The 26,855-nt window shown below is 57.0% G+C and carries 25 protein-coding genes; 11 read left to right on the forward strand and 14 right to left on the reverse strand.

The window, feature by feature from the left end; translation table 11 throughout:
* Window positions 1-5 precede the first annotated feature (5 nt).
* The 3 genes from FrondiHNR_RS12880 to FrondiHNR_RS12890 are packed head-to-tail and all read right to left on the reverse strand — an operon-like array spanning window position 6 to window position 3,387.
* Window positions 6-995: an alpha-ketoacid dehydrogenase subunit beta gene (locus FrondiHNR_RS12880; RefSeq protein WP_279353168.1), complete on the reverse strand. Its 990-nt coding sequence runs from the start codon at window positions 993-995 to the stop codon at window positions 6-8.
* On the reverse strand, window positions 992-2,161 hold the full coding sequence (locus FrondiHNR_RS12885) for a thiamine pyrophosphate-dependent dehydrogenase E1 component subunit alpha (protein ID WP_279353169.1): 1,170 nt from the start codon (window positions 2,159-2,161) through the stop codon (window positions 992-994). Before FrondiHNR_RS12885 ends, FrondiHNR_RS12880 begins: the two co-directional genes overlap by 4 nt.
* Window positions 2,158-3,387 carry an aminotransferase class I/II-fold pyridoxal phosphate-dependent enzyme gene (locus tag FrondiHNR_RS12890; RefSeq protein ID WP_279353170.1) on the reverse strand — a complete coding sequence of 410 codons (1,230 nt, stop codon included), beginning with the start codon at window positions 3,385-3,387 and terminating at the stop codon, window positions 2,158-2,160. The genes FrondiHNR_RS12885 and FrondiHNR_RS12890 overlap by 4 nt, the downstream gene beginning before the upstream one ends.
* Window positions 3,388-3,536: 149 nt before the next feature.
* Here FrondiHNR_RS12890 and FrondiHNR_RS12895 point away from each other — a divergent pair, with 149 nt between their 5' ends.
* The 3 genes from FrondiHNR_RS12895 to purB all read left to right on the forward strand — a co-directional run bounded on the left by FrondiHNR_RS12895 (window position 3,537) and on the right by purB (window position 6,232).
* Window positions 3,537-3,947 (forward strand): phage holin family protein, encoded by a 411-nt coding sequence (locus tag FrondiHNR_RS12895; RefSeq protein WP_279353171.1) that lies wholly within the window; start codon window positions 3,537-3,539, stop codon window positions 3,945-3,947.
* A 414-nt stretch (window positions 3,948-4,361) separates the two neighbouring features.
* Window positions 4,362-4,841 (forward strand): low molecular weight protein-tyrosine-phosphatase, encoded by a 480-nt coding sequence (locus tag FrondiHNR_RS12900; RefSeq protein WP_347567137.1) that lies wholly within the window; start codon window positions 4,362-4,364, stop codon window positions 4,839-4,841.
* Entirely contained in the window at window positions 4,838-6,232 is a 1,395-nt protein-coding gene (gene purB / locus FrondiHNR_RS12905) for an adenylosuccinate lyase (protein WP_279353172.1), read from the forward strand. Before FrondiHNR_RS12900 ends, purB begins: the two co-directional genes overlap by 4 nt.
* A gap of 75 nt (window positions 6,233-6,307) precedes the next feature.
* On the opposite strand, the gene FrondiHNR_RS12910 is transcribed toward purB, so the two are convergent.
* Window positions 6,308-6,601: an ABC transporter ATP-binding protein gene (locus FrondiHNR_RS12910; protein ID WP_279353173.1), complete on the reverse strand. Its 294-nt coding sequence runs from the start codon at window positions 6,599-6,601 to the stop codon at window positions 6,308-6,310.
* Window positions 6,598-7,236 (reverse strand): hypothetical protein, encoded by a 639-nt coding sequence (locus FrondiHNR_RS12915; protein ID WP_279353174.1) that lies wholly within the window; start codon window positions 7,234-7,236, stop codon window positions 6,598-6,600. Before FrondiHNR_RS12915 ends, FrondiHNR_RS12910 begins: the two co-directional genes overlap by 4 nt.
* Window positions 7,237-7,440: 204 nt before the next feature.
* Here FrondiHNR_RS12915 and FrondiHNR_RS12920 point away from each other — a divergent pair, with 204 nt between their 5' ends.
* From FrondiHNR_RS12920 to FrondiHNR_RS12930, 3 genes are all read left to right on the forward strand, one after another.
* Complete coding sequence (locus FrondiHNR_RS12920; protein WP_279353175.1) at window positions 7,441-9,162, forward strand: cation:proton antiporter; 1,722 nt, start codon at window positions 7,441-7,443, stop codon at window positions 9,160-9,162.
* A gap of 166 nt (window positions 9,163-9,328) precedes the next feature.
* Entirely contained in the window at window positions 9,329-10,516 is a 1,188-nt protein-coding gene (locus tag FrondiHNR_RS12925) for an LLM class flavin-dependent oxidoreductase (RefSeq protein WP_279353176.1), read from the forward strand.
* Between the two features lie 24 nt (window positions 10,517-10,540).
* Complete coding sequence (locus FrondiHNR_RS12930) at window positions 10,541-11,245, forward strand: CE1759 family FMN reductase (protein WP_279353177.1); 705 nt, start codon at window positions 10,541-10,543, stop codon at window positions 11,243-11,245.
* Between the two features lie 102 nt (window positions 11,246-11,347).
* Here the strand turns inward: FrondiHNR_RS12930 and FrondiHNR_RS12935 are convergent, their stop codons facing one another.
* Window positions 11,348-12,307, reverse strand: coding sequence for an endonuclease/exonuclease/phosphatase family protein (locus tag FrondiHNR_RS12935; protein ID WP_279353178.1), 960 nt, complete (start codon window positions 12,305-12,307; stop codon window positions 11,348-11,350).
* A 232-nt stretch (window positions 12,308-12,539) separates the two neighbouring features.
* Between FrondiHNR_RS12935 and FrondiHNR_RS12940 the strand changes: the two genes are divergently transcribed.
* From FrondiHNR_RS12940 to FrondiHNR_RS12960, 5 genes are all read left to right on the forward strand, one after another.
* Window positions 12,540-13,037: a tetratricopeptide repeat protein gene (locus FrondiHNR_RS12940; protein WP_279353179.1), complete on the forward strand. Its 498-nt coding sequence runs from the start codon at window positions 12,540-12,542 to the stop codon at window positions 13,035-13,037.
* A gap of 360 nt (window positions 13,038-13,397) precedes the next feature.
* Complete coding sequence (locus FrondiHNR_RS12945; protein ID WP_279353180.1) at window positions 13,398-13,892, forward strand: RNA polymerase sigma factor; 495 nt, start codon at window positions 13,398-13,400, stop codon at window positions 13,890-13,892.
* Window positions 13,885-14,472 (forward strand): methylated-DNA--[protein]-cysteine S-methyltransferase, encoded by a 588-nt coding sequence (locus tag FrondiHNR_RS12950; protein WP_279353181.1) that lies wholly within the window; start codon window positions 13,885-13,887, stop codon window positions 14,470-14,472. Before FrondiHNR_RS12945 ends, FrondiHNR_RS12950 begins: the two co-directional genes overlap by 8 nt.
* On the forward strand, window positions 14,469-15,206 hold the full coding sequence (locus tag FrondiHNR_RS12955; protein ID WP_279353182.1) for a 2OG-Fe(II) oxygenase: 738 nt from the start codon (window positions 14,469-14,471) through the stop codon (window positions 15,204-15,206). Before FrondiHNR_RS12950 ends, FrondiHNR_RS12955 begins: the two co-directional genes overlap by 4 nt.
* Window positions 15,203-15,865 (forward strand): alpha-ketoglutarate-dependent dioxygenase AlkB, encoded by a 663-nt coding sequence (locus FrondiHNR_RS12960; RefSeq protein WP_279353183.1) that lies wholly within the window; start codon window positions 15,203-15,205, stop codon window positions 15,863-15,865. The genes FrondiHNR_RS12955 and FrondiHNR_RS12960 overlap by 4 nt, the downstream gene beginning before the upstream one ends.
* A 53-nt stretch (window positions 15,866-15,918) precedes the next feature.
* Here FrondiHNR_RS12960 and dnaB read toward each other — a convergent pair whose 3' ends face one another.
* From dnaB to FrondiHNR_RS13000, 8 genes are all read right to left on the reverse strand, one after another.
* Window positions 15,919-17,295 carry a replicative DNA helicase gene (dnaB, locus tag FrondiHNR_RS12965; protein WP_279353184.1) on the reverse strand — a complete coding sequence of 459 codons (1,377 nt, stop codon included), beginning with the start codon at window positions 17,293-17,295 and terminating at the stop codon, window positions 15,919-15,921.
* A 433-nt stretch (window positions 17,296-17,728) separates the two neighbouring features.
* Complete coding sequence (locus tag FrondiHNR_RS12970) at window positions 17,729-18,817, reverse strand: formylglycine-generating enzyme family protein (protein ID WP_279353185.1); 1,089 nt, start codon at window positions 18,815-18,817, stop codon at window positions 17,729-17,731.
* An 8-nt stretch (window positions 18,818-18,825) separates the two neighbouring features.
* Window positions 18,826-20,598, reverse strand: coding sequence for a sulfatase (locus FrondiHNR_RS12975; RefSeq protein WP_279353186.1), 1,773 nt, complete (start codon window positions 20,596-20,598; stop codon window positions 18,826-18,828).
* A gap of 128 nt (window positions 20,599-20,726) precedes the next feature.
* A complete protein-coding gene (locus FrondiHNR_RS12980; RefSeq protein ID WP_279353187.1) occupies window positions 20,727-21,479 on the reverse strand; it encodes an MgtC/SapB family protein in 753 nt (250 codons plus the stop codon).
* Window positions 21,479-22,318: an ATP-binding cassette domain-containing protein gene (locus tag FrondiHNR_RS12985; RefSeq protein WP_279353188.1), complete on the reverse strand. Its 840-nt coding sequence runs from the start codon at window positions 22,316-22,318 to the stop codon at window positions 21,479-21,481. Before FrondiHNR_RS12985 ends, FrondiHNR_RS12980 begins: the two co-directional genes overlap by 1 nt.
* Complete coding sequence (locus tag FrondiHNR_RS12990; protein WP_279353189.1) at window positions 22,315-24,219, reverse strand: dipeptide/oligopeptide/nickel ABC transporter permease/ATP-binding protein; 1,905 nt, start codon at window positions 24,217-24,219, stop codon at window positions 22,315-22,317. The genes FrondiHNR_RS12985 and FrondiHNR_RS12990 overlap by 4 nt, the downstream gene beginning before the upstream one ends.
* Entirely contained in the window at window positions 24,216-25,157 is a 942-nt protein-coding gene (locus tag FrondiHNR_RS12995) for an ABC transporter permease (protein WP_279353190.1), read from the reverse strand. Before FrondiHNR_RS12995 ends, FrondiHNR_RS12990 begins: the two co-directional genes overlap by 4 nt.
* A 14-nt stretch (window positions 25,158-25,171) precedes the next feature.
* Entirely contained in the window at window positions 25,172-26,689 is a 1,518-nt protein-coding gene (locus FrondiHNR_RS13000) for an ABC transporter substrate-binding protein (RefSeq protein WP_279353191.1), read from the reverse strand.
* Window positions 26,690-26,855 lie beyond the last annotated feature (166 nt).

Consider the following 26,855-nt stretch of genomic DNA (forward strand, 5'->3'; position numbering starts at 1 on the left):
CGCAACTAATACGCCAGAGAGCGGTCAACAGCCTCCAGGATACGATCGGCATCGGGCAAATACTGCGCCTCGAGCTTGGCGGGTGGGAATGGCGTGTCGTATCCCGACACCCGCAGCACGGGCGCTTCCAACGAATAGAACGCCTTCTCCGCAACGGTGGCGGCGATCTGGCTGCCCACGCTCGCGTTCTCGGGAGCCTCCTGGGCCACAACAAGCCGACCCGTTTTACGCACCGAGGCCAGGATGGTCTCGTAGTCGAGAGGAGAGAGCGTGCGCAGATCGATAACCTCGATGCTGGTGCCCTCTTCCTCGGCGATCTCGGCCGCGCGCATCACCATGGAAACCATGGCGCCGTGTGCCACAATCGTGACGTCGCTACCCGTGCGAGCCACCACACTCCGGTGCAGTTCCGCACCGGGTTCCGAGAGATTCACCGTACCCTTTTGCCAGTAGCGGCTCTTGGGTTCGAAGAACATCACCGGATCGTTACTGGCGATGGCCTCCTGAATCATCCAGTAGGCGTCGTGGGGGGTGGAGGGGCTTACCAGGCGCAGGCCCGCGCTGTGCGCAAAGTAGGCTTCGGGGCTTTCCTGGTGGTGTTCCACGGCCCCGATGTGGCCGCCGTAGGGCACCCGAATCACTACGGGAAACGTTTGTTTTCCCAGGTAGCGATTGGTGAGCTTAGCAAGCTGTGAGGTGATCTGGTCAAAGCCGGGGAAGATAAAACCGTCGAATTGGATCTCGCACACGGGCCGGTATCCGCGCATCGCCAACCCAATCGCGGCCCCAATAATGCCCGATTCGGCGAGGGGGGTGTCGAGCACACGATTCGTGCCAAACTCCGTCTGTAGCCCCTCGGTGATACGGAAAACACCACCGAGCGTGCCGATGTCCTCCCCCATCATCAGAACCTTGTTATTGTCCGCCATGGCCTGACGGAGCCCCAGGTTGAGGGCCTTGGCCATGGGAAGGTTTTGGATGTCGTGCTGCGTCATGATGCGTGGTTCCCGCCGTTTGTGGCGGATTCTTCGCCAAAGGATGCCTCGTACTGCGCGTGCCAGGCGGCCTGAGCCTCCAGGTTTGCGTGCGGTTCGCTGTACACAAAGTTAAACATGTGCTCCACGGGCGGCGGCTCTAGAGCCAGGGTGCGCGTCCTAATATCCGCCGCAAAATCTTTCGCCTCGGCATCCAGTTCTGAAAAGTAGGATTCGGAAACGCCCTGCGAGCGCAGGAATTTTTCGAGGCGGGTGATGGGGTCGCGGGCGATCCAGTGCTCCACCTCCTCCTGGGTGCGGTACTTGGTGGGGTCATCGCTTGTGGTGTGCGCGCCAACACGATACGTGAGGGCCTCGATCAGGGAGGGTCCCCGACCGCTGCGCGCATCGTCGAGGTGCTTCGACGTGACAGCAAAACCGGCCAGCACGTCGTTACCATCGATCTGCACGCTCGGCATACCAAATCCGGTTCCGCGACGATACAGTGGTGTGCGCGATTGGCGGCTCACGGGAACGGAGATGGCCCAGTGGTTGTTCTGCAGGAAAAAAACCTGCGGGGTTTGGTAGCTTGCGGCAAAGACAAAGGCCTCACTCACATCTCCCTGGCTGCTGGCTCCATCGCCAAAGTACACTATGGTGGCCTCGTCAACATCGGGGTTTCCGGTTCCCACCACGCCATCAAATTGCTGACCCATGGCGTATCCGGTGGCGTGCAGGGTTTGCGACCCGATCACGAGAGTGTAGAGGCGAAAGTTGCCGTTCTTGGGGTCTGTGGGGTCCCATCCTCCGTGGGCGACACCGCGCAGGAGGGCCGCAATTCCCATGAGGTCGATGCCACGCACCAGGCCAACGGCGTGCTCGCGGTACGACGGAAAGACGTGATCTTGTTTCTTCAGAGCGTAGGCCGAGCCGACCTGGCCGCCCTCCTGCCCGTGGCTCGGAACCCACAACCCCAACTGCCCCTGGCGCTGTAGGTTGGTGCAGGCCTCGTCAAAGTGACGGGTGATGACCATGTCGTGAAAGAACTGTTTATAATTTTCTTCGCCGAGAGAGTGTAGATAGGGGAGGTATTCCTCGTTGGCTGCGTCCTCGACGAGCTCCCCCTCGGGGTTTAAAAACTGTACCGGTGCCTCATCGTGTGTGGCGACCCGTGTGGCCGGGTTCATTGTGTGTTCCCTTTCGTGGCGTGAACGGTGCGGGCGCTGTGACCCTGTGGGAGTGTGCTGTAGATGCGCGCGGCCGTGCTCAGGATGGGAGCCAGGCTCTCTTCTTCACCAATCGATATGCGGATGCCCTCACCGCCAAACGGTCGAACAATCAGACCCGCCTCCGCAAAAAGGCGTGCGGCCTCCACAGTGTGCTGTCCGAGCGGAATCCACAGGAAATTACCCTGGGTGTCGGGAATGTTCCATCCGGCGGCGCGAAGGGCGGCAACGAGGTGATCACGGCGGCGAACGATTGTGCTTACCCGGCTCAGGAGTTCTTCCTCTGCCCGAGGTTCAAGCGAGGCGAGGGCCGCCTGCTGCGCAGAGTCGGTGACAGACATTGGAATACCCGCTGTGCGGGCGGCCGCCAGGATGCGCGCATCACCTATTCCGTAACCAATGCGCAGGCCCGCGAGGCCATACGCCTTCGAGAACGTGCGCAGAATCACCAGGTTGGGATAGCGAGCCTCACGAGAGGGTGCGGTCGGGGAACCGGCCGGTACTTTTAAGGTACTGTCCGGTGCCGCCGGAAAGTCAACGGGTGCCGCCGGGGAACTGGCGGACGAGCTTCCCCAATACTTTGTGCCATCGACGGCCTGTAGATCGGTGACAAACTCACGATACGCCTCATCCAACACCACAAGCAGGTGCGGAGGAACCCTCTCCATAAACGCCTCAAAGTCGGCGGTAGAGATGGCGTTTCCTGTGGGATTATTGGGTGAGCACAGCACAATGAGGCGGGTACGATCCGTAATCGCCGCGGCAATGGCGTCTAAATCATGAGAAGAATCCGGCCTATTGGGAACAGCAATTGGGGTGGCTCCCGTGATCACTCCCAGGCCGGGATATGCCTCAAAACTACGCCAGGAGTAGATGTATTCGTCTCCGGCCCCCGCAGCGGCGGCAACCAGCTGATACAGCAGCGAGACGGAACCCGCGGTAACGTGGACCTCATCTAGCCCCACCCCAAAGCGCGCGGCCAGCGTCTCACGCAGAATGGACACTGATGCGTCCGGATAACGGTTAAAATGGTTGCCCGAAAGAACACTGCTGACAACGGAGGGCAACGGTTCATAAGGGTTTTCGTTGCTGGAAAGCTTAAATCCACCGGGAGCGGGTTCGGCTCCCTGCACGTAGGGAGGCTTTGCAAGAATCTCTGCGCGCAACCGCACAGGGGTGTTATTCATGCTGGTCATCATATGAGTCTACCTAGAGCATATTCTTATGTTGGTATTGTTCCGGTGTCTTGGGTGTTGCACAAGCGAGACTATTCCTCGCCTCTTATTCAGGGTAATCCCTCATGGTTAATAGTGTGATGCCATCGTAGAGTGAACATATGTCATTTGTTGTGCGAATCCTGGTTAATGCGGTTGCCCTCTGGCTCACAACGCTCATCGTGGGGGGTAACGGTGATCACGGTGTGTGGCTCAAACCGATGGATGATTCGCCCGCCGGAGTTGCCTTTACCTTTATTGTTGTGGGGTTTATTTTTGGCCTAGTGAACGCGATAATCGGACCGGTGATCCGCATTTTATCGATACCCCTGTACATCATCACACTGGGACTCTTTGCGTTTATTGTCAATGGAATCCTCCTCCTCATTACCGCCTGGTTCAGCACCGTTATCGGGTTTGGCCTTAAGGTTGACAGCTTCTGGTGGGGTGTGCTGGGGGCTCTGATTCTCAGTATCTTCACCGGGTTGATCAGCCTGGTGCTCAGGCCTTCGCAGAGAACAAACCGCTCGTAAGTTATCCACAAGCCCAACAACAAGACACTCGCCATTGTGGTGTTCAACCAGAAACCCACAAGAACGAGAATAGGGCGGCGTCAGCCTCGCCAAAGCACTCGACTCCCAGGTGATTTCTTCTTGAATTTCTCAAAAATCTTGAACCCTGCCCGGTGACGTTCTGCCCGTCGGGGGAACTGGTCAAAACCCTCAAAACATCAGAGGAATAACAGCCAATCTTTCTACAGCAATTCATGGAGGAGGTTTCCTAAACACCACGCAGTGCGAGTAAACCATTATTATTTCGAATCTTTCACACCACAATACCGTCCGAACCAGCACCATGTCGGTGTGTAATTTAGAGAGAACTGCAGCACAATAGATACTGTGTCCAATCAAAATTCCACGAGCGATTCCACCTTCCGGGTGTGTTTTGTGTGCACCGGAAACATTTGCCGCTCACCCATGGCAGAAATTGTATTTCGAAATATTGTTACGCAAGCGGGCCTCAAAGAGGACATCAAAATAACCTCACGCGGAACCGGCGACTGGCACGTGGGAGAACAGGCCGATGCCCGCACCATCGCCACGCTCAAGGCTCGTGGTTATTCCGGTGAGGAGCACCGGGCACGCAAACTATCATCCGCCGATTTTGAAAACAACGACCTCATCATTGCCCTTGATCGTACACACCTGCGCGTACTCAAAGGGTTTGCACCCAACCAGGAAGCCCTCGACAAGGTTGAGCTTCTCATGTCGCTCGTTCGACAACCCGACGACGACCTCGACGTACCAGACCCCTACTACTCCGACGAGGCCATGTTTAACCAGGTACTCACCATGATTGAAGAAGCCTGCACCGCACTTTTCCAACAGCTTGAACCCGCAATTCGACGAAAGAATAACACCGCATGAGCTCGCTCCCACCCCAACCCCTCAGCCCCCTCGACGGACGCTACCGCAACTCCGTTGCCGGTCTCGGCGATACCCTCTCCGAAGCGGGACTCAACAAAGCCCGAGTACACGTCGAAGTAGAGTGGCTCATCTACCTCACAGACCACTCGCTCTGCGGTGCCACCCCTCTGCCCCTCGATAAAAAAGATGCCCTACGCTCCTTCGCCCGCGACTTCGGTCAACCCGAGATCGACGAACTAGCCGCAACCGAAGCGGTCACCCGCCACGACGTCAAAGCGGTCGAATACCTGGTTCGGGAAAAACTCACCTCACTCGGCCTCGACCACATCGCGGAACTCACCCACTTTGCCTGCACTAGTGAAGACATCAACAACCTGTCATACGGCATCACCATCCGCACCGCCGTACTCACAACCTGGCTCCCCAGGCTACAAAAAGTCATCGCAGAACTACACACACAAGCCAATCGCTACCGTGAACTGCCCATGCTCTCGCGCACCCACGGCCAACCTGCAACACCCACCACCCTCGGCAAAGAACTAGCGGTGTTTGTGTACCGTCTAGAACGCCAGGTAAAACAGATACAAAACACCGAATTTCTTGGAAAGTTCAGCGGTGCCACCGGCACATACGCGGCACACATCGCGGCCGACCCCACCGTAAACTGGCCAACCGTCTCCAAAGAGTTTGTCACCTCACTCGGCCTCAGCTGGAACCCGCTCACCACACAGATCGAATCCCACGATTGGCAGGCAGAGCTCTATGCTCGCATCTCACACACCAACCGCATCCTGCACAACCTCGCCACCGATATCTGGACATACATCTCAATCGGTTACTTCCGGCAAATTCCCGTTAAAGGAGCAACCGGTTCGTCAACAATGCCGCACAAGGTCAACCCCATCCGCTTCGAAAACGCCGAAGCAAACCTAGAACTCTCCTGCGCAATCCTTGACTCACTCGGCGCCACCCTGGTCACCAGCAGGCTCCAACGCGACCTCACCGACTCCTCCGCACAACGAAACATCGGTGTGGGACTGGGACACTCGCTGCTGGCCCTCGACAATATCCTGCGCGGGCTCGGTGAGATTGATGCCTCTCCCGACGTCCTCGCCGCCGACCTCGACAGCAACTGGGAGGTGTTGGGCGAAGCCATCCAAACCGTCATCCGTGCAGAAGTCACAGCGGGGCGCTCAACAATAGCCGACCCCTACGCGGCGCTCAAGGAACTCACTCGCGGAAAACGCATCAAAGCTAGCGATCTGGCCAACTTCATTTCCGAACTAGAAATCGGTGCCGACGCAAAAAGCCGTCTGCTCGCCCTCACACCCGAAAGTTACATCGGTCTAGCAGCCAGCCTTCTGGACTACCTACCACCCAAAAACAGCTAGGACCCCGTTTGTCACTCGGGGTGGTTGCTACCCAAACAGCGGCCAAGCCCACCCGGGATTATCCCCGCTTAATGCTCAGTGATCCCCGTCTTTTTTGTGCTGTTCCTCGTCCTGCAGCTGAATGTCAAGCTGCTCAACCGCGTTAGGCTTCATCCCCAACCCCAACATGGCCAGCGTCACCAAGGACACGATAAAAGCAACCCCAAAAAAGATCAGCGATAGGACAAACTCACGACTAGACATCATCACAATTGCGCCGGCAAAAATAGCAAGAATGGCGGAGAAACCTATCAGCTCAAGCGGCCTCAGCCTCTCCCGCCGAGTGGGCTCATGCCCCGCAGGATTATCGGCTTGGTCGGGCTGGCTCATAACTGTATCTCCGGGGTCTGACTATCAGAACTCTGAACACGGGGGGAAGAGGACTCAAAACCACGCCGAGTCCGCGGTACAACATTAACCGAAGCCGCAGCAATACCCAGATATACACCCGCAATAGCAAGATATCCACCAAAGATTCCCAGCAACGGAGTAGGCTGCGCACCCGGAATAACCATTGCACAAGCAAAAATAACGGCAAAAGCGGCAGAAATATACAGATCAATCCCGAAACGACGCTCACCCACCGCATACCCCAACCACACGTCACTCGCAGCGGTCATCAACGCCCAGACAGCAAGCAAAACCACAAAAACGACGGGGCCCGACAGAAGCGTTACAAACGAAACAATCCCCACCAGGGCACTCACCGTTGCGTGCATCATCACAGCAAAACGAAAACGAGAGCCCCACACACGATGACCCACCACAAAAAATGCGACAGCAAAAATAACCCCAAAAAGCCCCAGGAAAACATGAGCAAACAAAGAGTCGTGCAGATGAGGGGTAAACGCCAAAATCACAGCCGCCGAAAGGTAACCAGCCGACCGCACCGCACCAACCAAACGCACGACCACGGAATCGCTGACACCACCGCCAGTTTTTGTTTCAGACACCACTGAAGACACGTTCGTTCTCTTTTCACTGTTGGGAATCACTCCAGTCTACCCGCCACACTCCAGGTCACGTCACAGCCCAAGCCTTCGGCGCACCCCAACTCTCATTACACCCCAAGCCCCACTACACCCAAGCGTGACCCATAAAACCCTCAATCCACTTCACACTAAGCTTAATGGGTGAAGACATTTGCAATTGGATAAAGGACCTGAGACATGGAACCAACTCTGATCATTCTTATTGCGGTAACACTCATGATCGGTGCCGCCCTGTTCTCACGGCGCACAGGAATAGCCACACCCCTCATTCTGCTCACAATTGGTATTGGCATCAGCTTTATCCCCTCCGTACCCACCATCGAAATCGATCCCGAATGGATACTTGCCGGGGTTCTCCCGCCGCTCCTCTACGCCGCGGCCGTCAATGTTCCCGTCCTTGACTTTCGCCGCAACTTTAAAGCAATCACCGGGCTCTCGGTCACCCTGGTCATTGTGAACGCCATCGTTACTGGGCTCCTACTGCACTGGATAATGCCGCAGATTAACCTGGCACTGGCCATAGCCCTGGGCGCGGTGATCAGCCCCACCGACGCGGTAGCCGCAACCTCAATCGGAAAACGATTGGGCCTCCCCTCACGGCTTGTCACCCTGCTGGAAGGAGAGAGTCTCGTCAATGACGCCACCGCCCTCGTTCTCCTCCGCTCGTCAATTGCCGCGATCGGCGGCACGGTCAGCCTCTGGTCCGTTGCGGGAGACTTTGTATTTTCAGCGGCAGCAGCAATCCTCATCGGGTTGATTGTGGGTTGGATCACCATAACAATTCGTTCCAGACTCAACGATCCGGTACTCACCACCACCGTGTCTTTTATGGTTCCCTTTCTGGCCTACATCCCCGCCGAGCACATCGGGGCCTCCGGAGTGCTGTCGGTAGTTGTTGCCGGTCTGGTCACCGGTCACCGCGGCACAAAAGTTCTCGCAGCCAACGACCGCATCAGCGAACACACCAATTGGAACACCGTACAGTTCATCCTGGAACATGGGGTTTTCTTGCTCATGGGTCTGGAACTCCGCGGCCTCATCACGGACCTAGACCACTCTCAAGGTCAGCTAGGTAACGCCCTCCTCGTAGGACTCATCCTGACCGTGCTCGTTACACTGCTGCGCTTCGTCTTTGTCATTCCCCAAATGACCCTCCTACGCCGCGATGAACAAAAGAGACTCAACGACGCCGATCGGCTGAACGAGATGGAAGAGAGGCTGAAGAAATACGAACCGCAATCCGAACGCCTGAAAAAACAAAAAACGCGTGCCCAGCGCGGGGTTGCGCAGCGTTCCGCTCACCTCTCCTTCATCGAAAATCAGGGACTCACCTGGAAGGGGAGCGTCATCCTGTCCTGGTCCGGGATGCGTGGGGTGGTCACGCTTGCAGCCGCTCAGTCTCTACCCGCCGCAACACCGTACCGCTCGTTTCTTATCGTGGTCGCGTTCACCGTGGCGGTGCTCACACTCGTTGGTCTGGGTGGATCTCTACCGTTTGTGATTCGAAAAATGCGCATTCAGGGAGACGATGTCGACGCTCACCGGCTAGAAACACTGAGCCTCCTCAAAGAAATCAACGAGGCCGCGCTGGCCATTCTCGATGAGCCCGCAAAGCTTCTCATCGAGGACAAACCGGTCGATCCGGGCGTGGTTGAGCGCCTACGAAAACAGTATCAAAAGCGCGCAATTCTCTCGCAGATGACGGGTCCCAGCACGGAACGCTTAAACGTTGCAACACAGACATTTATCCTGCAAAGACGAATGCTCGAGGCCGCCCGCGACGAACTTCTCGACGCACGGGCGATCGGGGGTTACAGCTCACGCGCCATCAAGCAGGCTCAGGAACTCTTTGACATGGAGGAGTATCGGCTCAATAAGATACATCCGGAAACGCACTAGAGTCCCGGGATTCCCTTCCTTTCTCAATGAGTGTGATGCCCTCACACCGATATCTTGTCTCTCACGGCACCACCATTTTGTCTTTCAAAGCAACAATTGGAATACGGACGGCAAAGAAGTGTTACACATAGTCGTAACACAAAAGAAAGTAATGTGAGGAGCAGTCATGCAATTCGGAGTGTTCTCGGTAAGCGATGTCACCCGCGACCCCGTGTCGGGCATCACGCCAAGCGAGGCGGAACGTATTGACGCCATCGTAAAAATTGCCGTACACGCCGAAGAGGTTGGCCTGGATGTCTTTGCGGTTGGTGAGCACCACAATCCACCGTGGTTCTCCTCCTCCCCCTCAACTCTGCTAGCACACATTGCGGCTCTCACCGAGCGCATCCAGCTCACCACAGCCACCACACTCATTACCACCAACGACCCCGTGCGCATTGCTGAGGAGTACGCGATGCTGCAACACCTCGCGCGGGGGCGTATGGATATTATGCTGGGGCGCGGTAATACCGGGCCGGTCTATCCGTGGTTTGGTCAGGACATCCGCCAGGGCTTGCCCCTCGCGCTAGAAAACTACAACCTCTTGCACCGCCTGTGGCGCGAAGACGTGGTGGACTGGGAGGGACACTTCCGCACCCCGCTTCAAGGGTTCACCTCCACACCCAGGCCCCTCGACGACGTTCCCCCCTTCGTGTGGCACGGCAGTATTCGCACCCCTGAAATCGCCGAGCAGGCGGCCTTCTATGGCAACGGGTACTTTGCAAACAATATTTTCTGGCCCAAGGAACACTACCAACAACTCATCGCCTTCTACCGCGAGCGCTACGAACACTACGGTCACGGCAGCGCTAAGCAGGCGATAGTTGGCCTGGGTGGTCAGGCCTATATTGCTAATAACTCTCAAGACGCAAAAAAGGAATTCCGTCCCTACTTTAGTGAGGCACCGGTTTATGGCAACGGGGCGAGTATGGAGGATGTTGAGCGCTCGACCCCACTCACGGTGGGTAGTCCCCAAGAGGTGATCGATAAAACGCTCACCTTCCGCGAGTGGGCGGGCGATTACCAGCGTCAGCTCTTCTTCATTGATCACTCCGGTCTGCCGCTCAGCGCGGTGCTCACGCAGCTAGATCTGCTGGGCGAGAAGGTTGTTCCCGTGCTGCGCAAAGAGCTTGCGGCTCTTAGGGACCCGGAGACTCCCGACGCACCGACCCACGAGTCCCTTATCAAGGCGAAGTATGGCGATGCCGAACCACGGCAGCCTCGCCCCAACCCCAACCGCGGCGACAATGTTACCGGCGGCTCCCCCTACCAGGACAGCGACGAGGTCTTCCAGGCCAACTATCCGACCCTCTAAGCTGATGTTTGAGAGAAGAGAACAATGACAGGCACAGACCAGAAGCAGTTTCGTGTGGTGGTGGTAAACGCGGGTGTGAGTGACCCGTCCTCCACCCAATTACTCGCCGACAGGCTTTCCCTGCGGGTTGAGGCTGCGGCGCAACAGAACGGCCACACGGTGGAGACGCTCCACATCGGCCTACGAGAACTCCTGCCAGAACTCCCCGGCGCCCTCGCATCGGGCTACCTGGGCACAAAGTTCACGGCGGCGGTGGAGATGCTCGCCTCGGCAGACGGCGTCATTGCAACCACGCCCGTGTATAAAGCGGGTCTGAGTGGTCTTTTTAGTTCCTTCTTTCAGGTGCTTGATAACGATCTACTCATCGCAAAGCCGGTTCTTCTTGGCGCAACCGCAGGAACCACACGGCACGCCCTGGTGGTTGACGAGCAGATGCGCTCCATGTTTGCCTTCCTCCGAGCGATGACGGCTCCCACCTCGGTTTTTGCGGCGGGAGAAGATTGGCAAGACACCGCGCTAAGCAAGAGAATCGACCGGGCAGCGCAAGAACTCACCGTACTCATGGAGTCCGATGTGGAGAGACGCATCAGGGATACTTCCTGGGACAGTTATAAGCACGAGCTTGGCTCAGCAGCCAGCATCGCTGCGGGGGCAAAAAACGATATCGATCTCGATTCTGACCTGATGCGGCTCGCCACCGGTGGAACGTTCGGAACACCCAAGGCATAGTGCGGTTTCTCCCGCATAAGCCCCATCCGCCTGCCGGGTGGGGCAATCCATCGCGTGTCAACCGAGTCGGAAACTCACTCGAGCGGCTACTTCGACGGAAGTTTACTCGGGAATATTAAATCTCGTGAGAACGGCCAGGTGATCGCTCTTTCCCAGGTGAAAAGTAATATTTTCTGTGGGTTCTAGCCCACGGTGAAATATGTGGTCGATCCGAGCCCAGGGAAAAACGTTATTCCAGGTAAATCCAAAAGAAAGACCACTCTGATTGGGTTCGGAGAGGCCACTCGTAATCGATGCGAGCGCAGGATCCCGCGAAGTGGCATTAAAATCGCCCATCATGATGATGCGTTCTGAACTATCGAGGGGCGCAAAGTCTCCCAGTTCGGCAAGCATGGTGTCGCGACCCTCATGGGTGCCGAGGCGAAACGACGCGGCATGAATAACGTAAACGCTCACGACCCCGCTGGGGGTCTCAACGTCGGCGTTCAGCGCCCTGGCCCAGGCAAGACCAAGTTCAAGGGAGCTCTGGTTTGTGAGGGGGTACTTACTCCAGAGACCAACCGTTGCTGCCGTGTATGAGTAGGGGTGGGTCTTGGCTAAAACCTCCGATACCTCGTCCATATCCGTGCCGCTCAACTCCACCAGGGAGATGAGGTCAACTTCCCGATCAACAAGACCCTGGGCTGACTCTCCCGCTGTTTCACCATCACTCTGTACATTATGACTGGCCACGGTAATTGACCGGGACTCAATAGCCGGGGGAGCCGTCAAGCTAAGAGGTATCAGGCTGGGCACAAAAATCATGAGCCACGCCACTGCCGGAATCAACGTTATGATCCACACCTTTCCACGCCTGATAAAAACAGAGGTGAGTAACAGTGCAACAATAATCAAACCGAGCCAGGGCAGAATTGTGGCAATTTCAGAACCAAAGACCCCGGGGATAGCCCCTTGAGTAACCAGCAGAGCCGTTGTCAGAAGCGAAAGAATCGCAATTAACCAACTCCCTCCCGCTCGACCGCTCGCAGCGTCACGCGCGGGAGCACCAGGGTTTAAGGACATGTATATGACACTAGCGAGATCGGATGTGGGTCCTCCGAACAGCACCGGTGTGTTAGCTGCGCAAACACTGAGTGTTTATATATAAAACTATGTGCAAATATTTAGAATCTTAATCAACTATGTTTCCAATGAATTCTCGTGTATCAACAGGGCCTTGTTGTTCCATTACAATCAGTTTAAACCGCACACAGCAATCCTTTTTGCAACCCTTAGAAAGCACATCGAGAACCCCATGGCAGAGCACAACCTTCCGGCAGCACTCTCAGTCTGGGAAACACGCATTGCACAGTTTTGGAAAACAGCCGATGCCGCCGAAGGAGATGCGCTCCTCACAAAAATGGGTTCCCTGCGTGCGCAGCAACCATCACACAGCCCAAATGTCACCTACGAGATGGCTTCTGTCCACGACTTTATTGGCAGCGAAACAGCCGCTATCCCCCTCTATCGTGAAGCTCTCGCAAACGGTCTCACCGAACCCCGAAGATCTCAGGCCATCATTCAACTGGCAAGCTCCTTACGACTGTGCGGCCACCTCAACGAAGCAATTGATGTTCTTCATACTCAAAACGTTGATAAAGATGTTGTCGGAGAGGCAGCAGCGGCCTTCCTCGCGCTCACACTGTGGGAGTCTGGAAACCAGGAAGAAGCCCTGCGGGTTTCCCTTGCCGCTCTCGCCCAGGGCCTCCCCCTCTACCGGAACGCCGTCACGCGCTATGCCCGGGAGTTATGAGGAGACGAGGTGAGCTCCACCCCCAATACACCACCTCCGCGAAAATCACCGCGCACGTCGGAGTGAGGCACAAAATCAACTTTCGATAAAGTCGACAAAACCGGTGAAGCACAGGTACTGCAGAAGGAACGTGCGTAAATCTTTGCCTCGGCAGCAGCGTCACGATCAGAGCGCCACAGCTCGTGCCAGCATCGCATCTCACGTTTTGGAGGGGTGGCGCGTCTTCATCAGACAAGAGACAAAAAGAGCAACGAATACACAACGGGTTAATAATCCTGTTCCCCGGACTCAAAGCGCCGGAGAGTTACTCTAGAGACATCTCACAAAAGATACTCATAGATCGTATTCAATGGGATGAACATGAAAAAACCGTTTGAAACCATCGTGGAACTTCACGGCATCACCGTCCTGCGGGTATGTCGTTCACTCCTCGACATCCATGACGCGGATGACGCATGGTCAGAGACCTTCCTCGCGGCGATACGCGCCTACCCAAAGCTTCCGGAGACAGCAAATGTCGAGGCGTGGCTTGTAACGATTGCTCGACGCAAAGCCATTGACATTCATCGAGCCGCCAAGCGGAACCCGTTACCCGTGGAAGAGCTCCCCGAAGCCCCGACCGCGCTGGGCATTCCCGGCATCAAAGATACAGAGCTGTGGGAAACCGTTGGTCACCTGCCCGAGAAACAGCGACAGGCGATCACCTTTCGATATGTGATCGGGATGCCCTACGCAGAGATTGCAGCGATACTCGGTGGAACCGTCGAAGCTGCGCGAAGAGCCTCCGCGGACGGGCTTAAAAACCTCAGAAAAACCTATCCGGGCAGCGTACAGGAGGAACAAGATCATGAGTGATATCCGTGAGCCCATCAGCACAGAAAAGCTAGCGTCCCTCCGCCAAAGGCTCGAAGCCGCCGCACAATCCGAGGGCCTCATCGATGTTGCCTATCGTGTGATCGATAGCCCGCTCGGAAAGCTACTTTTAGCCTCAACTCACCGGGGGCTCGTTCGAGTTGCGTTCACAAACGAGGATCATGACGCGGTGCTTACATCCCTCGCCACAAAACTCAGCCCGCGCATCCTGCGCGCACCAAAACGGCTCGACATTGCCGCCCGCGAATTGGATGAGTATTTCGAGCACCACCGACACACCTTCGATCTTGACCTTGATCTATCACTGTCAAAAGGTTTTCGCCAGCTCGTGCAGCAGCGCCTACCCGATATTGCTTACGGGCAAACGCGCAGCTACAGGGAGATTGCCGAGCTGGTCGGTAATCCAAAGGCGGTTCGTGCCGTCGGCACGGCCTGCGCTACCAACCCCCTCCCAATTGTTATTCCGTGCCACCGTGTGCTCCGCAGCGATGGATCTCTTGGCGGCTATATCGGCGGTCTTCCAGCCAAAACCGCCCTGCTCAATTTGGAGGCGGCAGCATGAGTTCCCAGAAGAGTATCCCGCCGACCGACCCGTGGCGTGAGCGTGTCGAAGCGGCCAATTGGACGGCCATCACCAAAGAGGTGAACGAGTACGGCGGGGCACTGCTCCCGCAGCTTCTCAGCACGGAAGAGACCGTCGAGTTCCGCGAACTCTACAACAGCGACGAATTGTTCCGCAGCACGATCAATATGGGTAGGCACCGCTTTGGTGAGGGGCAATATCGATATTTCAACACACCGTATCCGAAGCCGATCGAGCAGCTGAAACAGGCTCTCTACCCGAGGCTGCTACCGATCGCCCGAGACTGGTGGGGAAAACTCGGTCGTGAGACGCTATGGCCAAACATGCTAGATGAGTGGCTGGAGATGTGTCACGAGGCCGGTCAGGCCAGGTCGTCGGCGATTCTGCTCAAGTATGGCAAGAAGGACTGGAACGCACTGCATCGTGACCTCTACGGCGATCTCGTTTTCCCGTTGCAGGTTGTCATTAACCTCAACGAACCCGGAATCGACCACACCGGCGGCGAATTCCTGCTGGTGGAGCAGAGGCCCCGTGCCCAGTCCCGCGGCACCGCAACCCTCCTACCGCACGGGCACGGCTTCGTCTTCACAACCCGAGACCGACCCGTGGAATCAAAGCGTGGTTGGTCGGCCGCACCGGTTCGGCACGGTGTCTCCGCGATTCGCTCCGGCGAACGTCACACACTCGCGCTCGTATTCCACGATGCAGCATGATCTCGGAGATAGAGCACAGAGAACCCGGCTCGCCCGGCCCGGGTGCGCTGCATGTGCCGGACTGGCTTACTCTCGAACAACAGGAGTGGATCGTCGGTCAATTCCACGCGTGGGCATCGGGTCCCGTACCAATTCGCGCGGCCAAAGTGCGTGGGAACGAGATGACGGTGCGCACCGTCTGTCTTGGCTGGCACTGGCAACCCTACAGGTACACACGAGAGGCAACCGACGTGAACGGGGCGCGCGTACTGCCTTTTCCCAATTGGTTGGTACGGCTCGGCCGCAAAGCGCTACGCGAAGCCGGTTATCCCGAGTCGGATGTTGCGGCGTACACCCCGGACACGGCACTCGCAAACTTCTACAACGATAGCGCCCGCATGGGTATGCACCAGGATAAAGACGAACGCTCATCCGCGCCAATCGTCTCGCTCTCCATCGGTAATACCTGCACCTTTCGCTTCGGCAACACCAAAAACCGTAACCGGCCCTACACCGATCTACACCTTCGCTCGGGCGACCTCTTCGTTTTTGGCGGCGCCTCCCGTCTCGCCTACCACGGGGTTACCCGTGTGCATCCGCACACCGCACCCGGCGGATGTGGACTCGACACGGGACGTATTAACATCACAATGCGCGTGACCGGACTCAACTCACCCTGACGCCTTAGCTGGGAGCCACAGGGACAACAACAATTGACGGTTAACGATACAGATTAGCCCCCGGGAGCCATATCAATAAAGCGGGAAAAGTGGCCCTGGAACGCAACCGTGACCGTTCCCGTTGGCCCGTTGCGATGCTTGGCCACGATAAAATCTGCCTCGCCCGCACGGGGGTTTTCTTTTTCGTAGGCACTTTCGCGGTGGAGAAGCACCACCATATCGGCGTCTTGTTCGAGTGATCCTGATTCGCGAAGATCAGAAATGGCAGGCATCTTATCGGCACGCTGCTCCGGGCCTCGATTGAGCTGGGAGAGTGCGATCACGGGCACGTCTAGTTCCTTGGCTAGAAGTTTGAGCGCGCGCGAGAACTCGCTGACCTCTTGCTGGCGGCTCTCTACCCGTTTTCCACTGGTCATAAGCTGGAGGTAGTCGATGACAACCATCTTGAGGTCGTTTCTCTGCTTGAGCCTGCGGCACTTTGCTCGGATCTCAACCAGGGTCATGTTGGGGCTATCGTCGATGTAGAAGGGGGCATCGTTCACGCGGGCCGTGGTAGAGGCGATGCGGGTCCAGTCTCGGGGTTCGAGGGTTCCCTTGCGCATGGCCTGCAGTGGAATTCCCGCCTCGGCAGAAAGCAGCCTCATCGCGATCTCGGAGCGCCCCATTTCAAGCGAGAAAAACACGGTGGCCTGGCCCGCGCCCACCGCGGCTGCGCGACAGATATCGAGCGCGAGTGTTGATTTACCGAGCGCGGGGCGGGCCGCAATGATGATGAGCTGGCCGGGATGAAGGCCGTTAGTCATGGCATCAAGTTCTTGAAACCCCGTGGGCACACCCGTCATACCGGAGCCGGCGCTCTCGGCCGCCTCGATCTCGTGCACGGCGGCGTCAACCGCTATATTAAGCGGAACGTAATCTTCGCTCGTCTTGCCGCCCGTCACACCAAAGATCTCTGCCTGGGCGTTATTAACCAGGTCTGCCGCTTCGCCCTCACCGGCATACCCCATCTGCACAATGCGGGTTCCGGCCTCAACCAGCCTGCGCAGCAGGGCCCGCTCCGCCACAATATCGGCGTAGTATCCGGCGTTGGCAGCCGTGGGAACCAGGCTGGTGAGAGTGTGCAGGTATTCCGCCCCACCCGCCTTTTGCAGGTTGCCCGTCTTGGTGAGTTCGTCGGTTACTGCGATGACGTCGGTTGGCTCGCCGTGTGAGTACAGAGACAGTACGGCATCAAAAATAACCTCGTGCTTGGGGACGTAATAGTCGGCACCGCGAACAACGTCGGTAACATCGGCAACAGCGTCTTTACTGAGCAACATACCGCCGAGTGAACTCTGTTCTGCCAGGAGATCGTGAGGAGGGGTGCGCTCAGAACCGTATCCATCGTGGAACGTATCGTTTTCGGGAATCCCAAGATGCGCGATTGACACCTATGCTCCTTAGTGCTCTCTACAATATAAAACGTGTGTGGCTGCGGGCATGAGCAATAGTAAGCGATGCTGCAACCACCGGGTGTAATTGCTCATACACCCTGTCTAACACCAGCCACTGACACTGTGTTTTTACACATTTTTCCCACCATAGAGAACGATCCCGCTTCATTCAACTCAGCCTGTGGATAACTCTGTGAATAAATTGCAAGAAACGCCGTTCCACATGTGCAAAACCGCTGTGGATAACAACCAAAAAACCCACGATAATATTTTTAATTTATAATTTGAGCTGGGATTTAATTTTTCACACCCTGTGGGGAGAAATTTGTTTCTACCGCTGGTTGAGGGTTGGGGGTAACTCTGATGATAACTTCGAGAAAAATCAAAAAAATCACACGAAGAGAGCGGTTAATGCTAATATTTCTGCCGTCTACAGGGCGACCGTGCGAAAACCAATGTTACCCGAGGGAGAAGACGGATCAGCGTGACTCCGAGCCGCCACCCGGTAGCGATTGCAATAGGACTCATGGCAAAGATACGAACCGCCCCGAATTATCCTGCGATCACCCCTCACGGGCCCCAGCGGATCACGACTCTCCCGCGACCGGTAGGCATCAACAGAAAACCAATCGGCACACCACTCCCACACATTCCCCGCAACATCCACCAGGCCAAACCCATTGGGCCGATACGTGCCAACCGGAGACGTCGTCACGTAGCCGTCTAGGGCCGTATTGTGATCGGGAAAAACTCCCTGCCAAATATTGCAACTCTGAGCACCGCCCGGAGTCAGCTCATCACCCCAGGCATAGCGCGCGCCCACAAGCCCCCCTCGAGCGGCATACTCCCACTCGGTCTCCGTGGGTAATCTCCGACCGGCCCAGAGGCAATAGCTCACCGCATCTCGATGGGTAACATGAGTGACAGGATGCGTGAGAAGCTCCAAAAAATTTACCGCCCCCTCACCCCGCCCAGAGGGAAAACGCCACTCGGCCCCCGTGACAAAAACCCACCAAGGAGTTGCCGGAGCGGTTCCCAGGATAGCTACAGAGGGGGCATTAACCGCCAGGTGAAAAACGGCCGAGTATCCGTCCCGCTCCGCCTCCGTTACGTAACCGGTAGCGTTCACAAAAGCCGCAAATTGGGCCACCGTGACGGGGGCTCTATCGATAGAGAATGGGGAAACAAAAACCTCCCGCACGGGGAGTTCCCCGTCAAACGGATACCCCTCTCTAAAAGCATCACCTCGAGAAAAAACCCCGCCCGAAAGCAAAACGCTATCGTGTCGAGGCAGCTTCTCTTGATCAAAGTGCGCAGCATCGCTAACCTCACGAATAGCGGCAACACGCGTATCACCACCCGTAGCGGCCAGATCAACATCCTCGACGGCCAACTTAACATCCCGTCCGGCACGACCCTTCCGGGGCAATCCCCCGCGGGCACCCGCCACCACGGGGTCGCTCCGGGATACCGAGCAGCACGACCCCCGGGGTGCCCCGCTTTCTTGTTCTTCCGTCATCTCATGCCTCACCCCAATAGGGCAGACAGTTCACGATCAAGATCCTCCAAAGTTTCCCGTGGAAGATCCGCCTTCATCGCCGCAATCTCAACCAGGGTCATCGCCGCGGCCATCCGCATGAGGAACGCATTATCAAGAAATGGGATAGCCTTGAGCACACTATTTTTGGTTTGCTCGTTGTCCAGCAACTCGCCCAGGGTGCGGGTCACAACGGGAGAACCTTCCGAAAAGTCCTCAAAGCGTAAAACCGGTTCGCGAGAACGTTCCACCTGCTCCCACTGTTTCTCAATAAGAAGATGTTCGTCCCCCACCTCTCCCTCCGCGGGAAGTCCCAGGCGTTGAAACTGCTCAACCGGGGCATCCGAGAATCGCATCGCCTCCACGAGCAGCGTTGCCATGCGCCGTTCCAGCTGGGCATCACGCAGCGGATTCTCCTGCTGCGGGTCCTCCTCCAGGTCAAAGAGCAGGGTTCCGTAAACATACGGGCTGCCAAAGGTAAAGGCCGGAACCTTCAACACCCGCACATCCTTGGTGAAATCAAACGGCGGAACCAACTCAGCATCACGCAGTTCCTCGGGGCTAAACAGGCTGGACATGTGCATCGGCATGAGCGTGTAGTCAAAAAGCGGCCCATTATCCGGGGTGGCACAGGATCGCATGTACACGTAACGGCCATCGGTGATGTTTACGTGACCGCCGCTATTACCAAAGAGGCCAACCTCCCGCACCGGGGTATCCGACCTGATCGTTTCCCTCAGAGGAACACCCTGCATATCGGGAGTAGGTTCGATCCCAAAGAAGTCAAGCAGAGTGGGAGCAAAATCAATCGTCTGCACCAGAGAGCTTCGCCGCTCCCCCGCCACACCGGATCGTGGATCCCACACAAAGAGCGGGGTGTGAATATTCTCGTCGTACCAGGGTTGAACATTCTTTCCCCACCAATTGTGTTCGCCCAGCAGGAGACCGTGGTCGGTGCACACGATGAGCATGGTGTCATTCCACATGTTGTACTCATCCATGGCGTCAAGCACCCGCCCAAGCGAGTGATCGCACATACTGAGCAGCGCCAGATACTCGTTTTTGAGGTGTTCCACCTCGTTCGGATCCTCGATAACCCGACGATAGGCGGGCCAGTCAAAGTGACGTCCCTCGTAGTTTTCCTCGTAGAGTTGCCGATAGTTGTCGTAACTAAAGAACGGTTCGTGCGGATCAAAAGCCTCAATCTGCACAAACCAGCGATCCTCCTCTCGATTGGTCTTAATAAACTCCAGACCCGCATCAAACGTGCGGGTCTGTGGATGCTCAGACTCCCTCTTAAGGTACTGCCGATTTACCCAGTCCTGCCGCCACACCGCATCCCCGCGCGGAGCAACGGTCTCGGGGATTTCCGGGTCGGCAACGTGGCCCTTCCACGGATCTCCCTCTTGGCCACGGAAAAACTCAAAGCTGGAAAAACGGGAGTGATAGTTGGATCCGCCGTCACCCCAGTAGTGGCGATGATCGGTAACCAGGTGGGTGTAGACCCCGTTTTCTTTGAGGATCTGGGGTGCAGAATCGTCAAAAGGCTCAAGCGGACCCCAGGATCTATGCAAAAAGTTGTATCGCCCGGTATGCATTTCGCGACGAGCCGGAACGCACGGCATCGACCCCGCATAGCAATTGTCAAACAGTGTTGTGCGCTCCTGCAGCCGGGAAAAATGTGGTGCGTGCACCCGGTCGGCCCCGTAGGGCGGAAGCATCCGTCGGTTAAGCGTGTCGTACATTACAAGAATCGCCCTCACGGTAATCGACTCCCCTTTCGTGTGTTTGTTCCAGTCTCAAAGTTGTGTTCTCTAGTCCCGGGTTTTGTCCCGTATTCAAAGCTTTATCCTCGTGTATCGAGTGCTCTCTATCCTGGTTTTATTCCGCCCTAGTCATCGGCATCAACCTCCTGCCAGCGCGCCGCCACCACCTTGGGGTCGAGGCTGATTCTCTCCACCGCACGCTCCAGCACCCCCACCCCCACACTCGAAGAACCCGTTACCTCGGCACGCACGACAACCTGAGAGTTTTTAGCGGTCACCGTCTGAATCGAGTGCAGGCTAAACTCGGGGCGATTCACCGCCTGAAGCATAAGCGCCCGAATCCGAGGTTCACTCTTATCGTTGGTGCGCGCCTCCAGCATGAACTCTACGGTTTCGTTATCCGAAGACTCTGCGTGGGCGGGGTCGGCCGCGCGACGCGGCACCGTACGACTGTGCCGATTCACAAAGCGACCCAGCGGACGCATTAAAATATTGGAGCAAATCACGGCTATCGACCCAAACAGGGCAAGCCAATACATTCCGGCACCGGCCAAAGAACCCACCGCGGCCGAACACCAGAGTGTTGCCGCCGTGTTCAGACCACGAATATTCAGGCCCTCGCGCAGGATCACCCCCGCCCCCAAAAAGCCGATACCGGAAACAACCTGAGCCGCAACCCGAGTGGGGTCAGCGTTGCCCCCCGAAAAACCGTGGGAACCGATCATCACAAAGAGCGCAGCACCCCCGGCTACCAGGGCATTTGTGCGGATACCGGCCATTCGAGAAAGCCACTGTCGCTCTAGACCAATTGCCGCACCAAAGATCAGCGCGGCAATCACACGTACGCACAGCTCCACGGTTTCCAGGTCGAGATTCATTACAACACGGGCTCCGCATCCAACAGTTGCCTGCGCGCAACCCGCCGCTGCCGCTGCTCCTCGGGATCGGGAACAGGGGCCGACATCAACAATTGTCGCGTATAAGGATGATCCGGTCGGCTCGTCACCCGATCACTCTCCCCCACCTCAACAATCTTTCCCCGAAACATCACCGCAACCCGGTGGCTAATGTGCCGCACCACGGCAAGGTCGTGAGACACAAAAAGGTAAGAGACACCGGTGCGCTGCTGAATCTCAATGAGAAGATCAAGAACCCGGGCCTGGGTTGAGAGGTCGAGCGCCGACACGGGCTCGTCACAGACGATCAGCCGAGGACTAAGCGCGAGCGCCCGGGCAATCGCAACGCGCTGCCTCTGTCCGCCGGAGAATTCCCGGGGAAGCCGGTGCGCGGCATCCGGAGGTAACCCCACATCCACCAGGAGTTTCTCTACCCGCTCGTGTGCTTCCCTCCGCTGCACCCCCTGCGCCGTTAACGGCTCAGCAAGAATATCCCGAATTCTCATGGCCGGGTTGAGCGAGGTGTATGGGTCTTGAAAAACGACCTGAAGCTCGGCGGCCAACTCACGCCGGGCAACCTTTCCCAAGTGGGTGATATCGCGTCCCTCGTAGCGCACCGTTCCCGTTTTTACCGGGGTGAGGCCCAACACTGCCCTGCCCAGAGTGGTTTTCCCCGAGCCGGACTCACCCACCAGTCCCAGGCATTCTCCGGGGGCAATATCAATCGACACCTCGTGCAGCGCCTGAAAGGGAGGTTTACGAAAACCCTTGCTGGGATATTCAACCACCAGGTCACGCACTTCAAGCAGATTTTTGATCACCGCACACTCTCCTTCGGCTCATGCAACGGATCGGCACTGGGCAAATTGCGAGCCGACCCGGCATCAATCGACACACCATCAATGGCGGGCCGGGCCGGGCCTCCGTCGAGCACCGCATCAAGCAGAGCTTGCGTGTAGGGGTGCTGGGGTTCCATAAAAATGTCGGTCGCCGCACCCGCCTCCACCAGGTGTCCCCGTTGCATCACGGCAACCCTGTCGCAGAGATCGGCAACCACACCAAAGTTGTGGGTAACCAAGAGCATCGCCATGTTTTTCTCTTGCTGTAGTTCGCGGAGAATATCAAGAATCTCGGCCTGAACCGTCACGTCAAGGGCAGTCGTGGGTTCATCCGCAATGAGTAGTTCGGGGTCACCCGAGATCGCCCCCGCGATGAGAACCCGCTGGGCCATACCACCGGATATTTGGTGTGGGAACGAGTTAAACACGCGGCGTGGATCGGAAATCTCCACCGCTCGAAGCAGTTCCAGCGCGCGATCGGTAGCTTTCGCTCGGCTGAGCTTCTGCACCGACATCAGAGGTTCGATAAGCTGCGCCCCCACCCGAAAAGCCGGGTCCAGGTTACTCATCGGTTCCTGCGGAACGTAGGCGATACGGCGACCCCGTAGACTGGCCACCTGCTGCTTGGTTGCCCGAGCCAGATCCACCCCGTCAAAACGAATGGAACCGGATACAACACGGCCTCCGGAGGGAAGCAAACCCAGAATCGCAAACGCGGTTTGGCTCTTGCCCGAGCCGGACTCACCCACCAGGCCAAGAACCTCTCCCGCAGCAATACGTAAGGACACGCCATCGACCACCATCTTGGTTGTGTCGTCAGGCTGATCGTATCCCACCCAGAGGTTGTCGAGCGCCACAAGAGCATCGTCGGGACCCTCGGCTTGCAACCTCTCGGTGACCGTGATGGGGGAGGGCAAAGTAGCGTTTTGTACACTCTCGGCCCCCTCCACGGGAAGGGATATTGCCAGCGTGGGTGCCTCGTTTTGCCGACGGGTGGTCACCACAGCCACGTCCTCGAGGGCATCACGTATCGCATTACCCAGCAAAATACACGACCCCACAAAAAGACCGATGATCACACCGGGCCAGATCAGAAGGGCCGGTGCCGTGTAAAGTGCCAAAAACGCATCCTGCAGCATGCCACCCCAGGTTGGGGTGTTGGGGTCACCCAGCCCGATAAATTCGAGTCCGGCCTGGATCACCACGGCGATGCCCGCGGTAAACGCGGCCTGAATAATGATGGGAGCACGCACCACGCTCAGGATATGGCGCGAAATAATTCGGCGATCCCTGAGGCCAGACACCCTGGCGGCATCGACATAGAGCTCGTTTTTCACACCGATAACCAGCGTACGCACCAGACGGAAAAAGCTGGGAGCCACCATCACACCCAGCACGGCCATCGACATGAGTGTGTTGGGTCCCAACACTACAAAGAGGGCCACCAAAACAATCTTGGAGGGCAACACCAGGATGACATCCGATACCCAACCGGCAGAGAGGTCAAATCCGCCGCGAAAATACCCGGCGATAAGCCCGCTGGTTGCGCCCAGTACAAGCGCCACCACCACGGTAATGAGTGCTCCCAGTAGCGAGAGCTGCCCCGCAACCAACAGGCGACTGAAAACGTCACGCCCCGCCGCGTCTCCCCCGAGCAGAAATTCCGAGGTGAAGGGAGCAACATTTGCCAGGCTAATCTGTACGTGATCGGGCCGAAAGGGAGCAATCACGTTCGCAAATATGCTCACCAAAACAATCAGAAAAAGAACGATGAGGGGAATGAGACCAAACGGATTTCGCAGAATCTTCCGCAGCGTTCCGGCATGCGATGCCGTAACCGTACCAAAATCGATCTTTGCGGTTGACACCCCCGACTCACTCATGACACACGCACCTTTGGGTTGGCCCAGCCGGCGGCCACATCAATCAGAAGATTAACCACGATAACAATGACTGCAAGCATCATAACCACTCCCATGATGATGGGGACATCACTGCGCAGAGCCGCGTTAACGGCCAGCAATCCCAGTCCCGGTAGAGCAAAAACTTTTTCGATCACAACGGCCCCGCCGATCATCCCAATAAATTGCAGACTCAGGATGGTGAGGGTGGGAGGGGCGGCGTTCTTGAGCGTGTGCTTCAAGAGAACGGATCGCGTAGAGAGCCCCCGCGAGCGCAGCGTGCGGATATAGTCCTGCGAGAGAACGTCGATGACCGCGCCGCGAGTCTGCTGCGCGGCGGCGGCAATCCCCCCAATTACCAGGGCGGTTACCGGCAAAACTAGGGAGGCAAGCCAGCCTCCCACCGAAGCAGCCGGAGTGACGTATCCCGTCGCGGGAAGAATTCGCAGACCCACGGCAAAGAGCACCACCAAAACCATCGCGATCCAAAAGTTGGGCAAGGCTGCCCCCACAACCGAAACAATCTGAACCACACGATCAACCCACCCCCGCCGCACGGCGGCTATCACGCCAAAAGCCACGCTGAATGTCGCAACGATCACAATCGAGATCGTCACGAGCGAGAGGGTTACGGAAGCCCGGCTAAGCAGCGCCGACGACACCGACTCCGGGCTAAACCAGGATGTTCCGAGGTTACCTCGAAGCACCCCAGATACCCACTCGATGTACTGCGTGAGGAGCGGCTGGTCGAGTCCCAACTCCGTGGCCTTTGCAGCAACCTGCTGCGCATCGGCCTCCGGGCCCAGCACATTACGGGCAATATTGGCACCCCCGAGGTGCACCAAGCAGAAGGTGATGAAGGAGATCACCACGAGCAGAATCACCCCCGCACCGAGCCGTTTCAGGATGAAAGCAATCATGATTCATCTCTCCGTTACTTCGCGGGCGTAAAGTTTTGAATGTAGGGAACGATGCTTCCGGGCTGCTCCACCACGCTCGTTTGCGAGTCAAGAAGGAAGATATTGTCGCTGTACAGCCACACCCCAAACCACGCGTTGTCCACCAGGTAACGGCTCACCGCCTGATAGGCAGCGGGTTGGGAATCCTCCTCCGCTGCCTGTGCCGCCGCCATGAGCTCGGTGAGTTCCGGGGTGACGGTTTTTCCCGGGTTCCAGGCCCCCTCAACATCCACCATTTTTTGGATATCACGCCAGGGTTGTCCCGAGCTTCCGCCAAAGTAGGCCATGGGATATTCTCCGCCCATGATTTTGGGGGCAATTTGGTCGCCGGTGATTTTATCCCAGGTGACCCGGATGCCTATTTCTTCGAGTTGCTGCGAGATAAAAGGGAAAACATTCACGCCGGGATACTCGGGCATTGTTACGTCAAACCCGTCTGCGTATCCGGCCTCGACCATGAGCTGCCGTGCCCGCGCGGGGTCGTAATCGTAGTCATCGTCAAGGTCCGCAACATAGGCCTCACTCTGATTGTTAAAGATCTGTGTTGAGGTGTATCCGGCTCCGAGGAAGATCTTTTCCAGGGCGCTCTTCTTATCGATGGCGTAGTTAATGGCCTGCCGCACCCGAAGATCCGCCAGGGCAGGAATGGTCTCTCCGACGCGGTCAAAAATCATAAATCCCTGCCAGGTGATGGGGTTGCGGCTGAGATTAAGACCGCTTGATTCGGCCTCCTCCAGGATGGTGGAGTCTGCCACAGCACCGTTAATCTGTCCCGATTTAAGCGCGTTTACCCGAGCGGTCAAGTCTTCCATGGGCTTGACCACGATGGAGTCGTAGGGGTACGCCTCCGCGTTCCAGTACGACGGATTTCGCGAGTACGCATACTGGCTTCCGATGATCGTCTGAGTCTTATCAAGAACGTAGGGGCCGGAGCCCACCGGATTTGCCGCAAGATCCTCATTATCCAGGGCATCGGGGGAGGCCATCGCTCCGGCAACCAGGCAGAGGTAGTAGGTAAACGCGGGATCTGGAGCGGAGAGGGATATCTCTACCGTCTGAGCATCCAGAACCGTCACGTCAGAAACATTTTTAACCATGTAGACACTGACACCGGTGCCCGATTGGAGGTGCTCAATGTTTGCTTTAACCGCCTCGGCGTTAAACTCGGCACCGTCACTAAAGGTGATTCCAGGGCGTAGCGTAAGTGTAAGCTTTGTACGACCCTCATCATACTCGTAGCTGGTCGCCATGTTGGGTGTGATCTCGCCCTCGGGCGTGAACTTCAGAAGGGTGTCGTAGACCGGTTGCCAGTAGAGAACATGCACACCCGTATCAAGCTCTCCCGTATCGTACGAGGCCAGATCCCGGGAATTGGCCAGGGTGAGTGTTCCCCCGCCCTCAGGCGGTGCATCCGATCCGGCACATCCGCTCAAAGCCACCGTTACGGCAGCCACAGTTGTTAGGATTGCTGATCTTAAAACCCATTTCTTCACAGGTCGACCTCCTCGTCGATAGTAGTAATCACCACTCGCGCAAACCCTTATACAGCGCACAAAAGCAGCAGAGTAAACAGATATTTTGGTCACGAGTCTGCTCGTTTGACCGGTGTGGGTGCCTGTCGCTGGGTTTTCCTCGGCGGTAACTAAAACTGCGACTGGT

Origin of the sequence: Lysinibacter sp. HNR, from assembly GCF_029760935.1 — a bacterium.
Lineage (GTDB): Bacteria > Actinomycetota > Actinomycetes > Actinomycetales > Microbacteriaceae > HNR.

Excerpts from the sequence above, each read along its gene's own strand:
- FrondiHNR_RS12880 (WP_279353168.1), bottom strand. The coding sequence starts at position 995 with ATGACGCAGCACGACATCCAAAACCTTCCCATGGCCAAGGCCCTCAAC.
- FrondiHNR_RS12885 (WP_279353169.1), bottom strand. The coding sequence starts at position 2,161 with ATGAACCCGGCCACACGGGTCGCCACACACGATGAGGCACCGGTACAG.
- FrondiHNR_RS12890 (WP_279353170.1), bottom strand. The coding sequence starts at position 3,387 with ATGAATAACACCCCTGTGCGGTTGCGCGCAGAGATTCTTGCAAAGCCT.
- FrondiHNR_RS12895 (WP_279353171.1), top strand. The coding sequence starts at position 3,537 with ATGTCATTTGTTGTGCGAATCCTGGTTAATGCGGTTGCCCTCTGGCTC.
- purB (WP_279353172.1), top strand. The coding sequence starts at position 4,838 with ATGAGCTCGCTCCCACCCCAACCCCTCAGCCCCCTCGACGGACGCTAC.
- FrondiHNR_RS12910 (WP_279353173.1), bottom strand. The coding sequence starts at position 6,601 with ATGAGCCAGCCCGACCAAGCCGATAATCCTGCGGGGCATGAGCCCACT.
- FrondiHNR_RS12920 (WP_279353175.1), top strand. The coding sequence starts at position 7,441 with ATGGAACCAACTCTGATCATTCTTATTGCGGTAACACTCATGATCGGT.
- FrondiHNR_RS12925 (WP_279353176.1), top strand. The coding sequence starts at position 9,329 with ATGCAATTCGGAGTGTTCTCGGTAAGCGATGTCACCCGCGACCCCGTG.
- FrondiHNR_RS12930 (WP_279353177.1), top strand. The coding sequence starts at position 10,541 with ATGACAGGCACAGACCAGAAGCAGTTTCGTGTGGTGGTGGTAAACGCG.
- FrondiHNR_RS12935 (WP_279353178.1), bottom strand. The coding sequence starts at position 12,307 with ATGTCCTTAAACCCTGGTGCTCCCGCGCGTGACGCTGCGAGCGGTCGA.
- FrondiHNR_RS12940 (WP_279353179.1), top strand. The coding sequence starts at position 12,540 with ATGGCAGAGCACAACCTTCCGGCAGCACTCTCAGTCTGGGAAACACGC.
- FrondiHNR_RS12945 (WP_279353180.1), top strand. The coding sequence starts at position 13,398 with ATGAAAAAACCGTTTGAAACCATCGTGGAACTTCACGGCATCACCGTC.
- FrondiHNR_RS12950 (WP_279353181.1), top strand. The coding sequence starts at position 13,885 with ATGAGTGATATCCGTGAGCCCATCAGCACAGAAAAGCTAGCGTCCCTC.
- FrondiHNR_RS12955 (WP_279353182.1), top strand. The coding sequence starts at position 14,469 with ATGAGTTCCCAGAAGAGTATCCCGCCGACCGACCCGTGGCGTGAGCGT.
- FrondiHNR_RS12960 (WP_279353183.1), top strand. The coding sequence starts at position 15,203 with ATGATCTCGGAGATAGAGCACAGAGAACCCGGCTCGCCCGGCCCGGGT.
- FrondiHNR_RS12970 (WP_279353185.1), bottom strand. The coding sequence starts at position 18,817 with ATGACGGAAGAACAAGAAAGCGGGGCACCCCGGGGGTCGTGCTGCTCG.
- FrondiHNR_RS12980 (WP_279353187.1), bottom strand. The coding sequence starts at position 21,479 with ATGAATCTCGACCTGGAAACCGTGGAGCTGTGCGTACGTGTGATTGCC.
- FrondiHNR_RS12990 (WP_279353189.1), bottom strand. The coding sequence starts at position 24,219 with ATGAGTGAGTCGGGGGTGTCAACCGCAAAGATCGATTTTGGTACGGTT.
- FrondiHNR_RS12995 (WP_279353190.1), bottom strand. The coding sequence starts at position 25,157 with ATGATTGCTTTCATCCTGAAACGGCTCGGTGCGGGGGTGATTCTGCTC.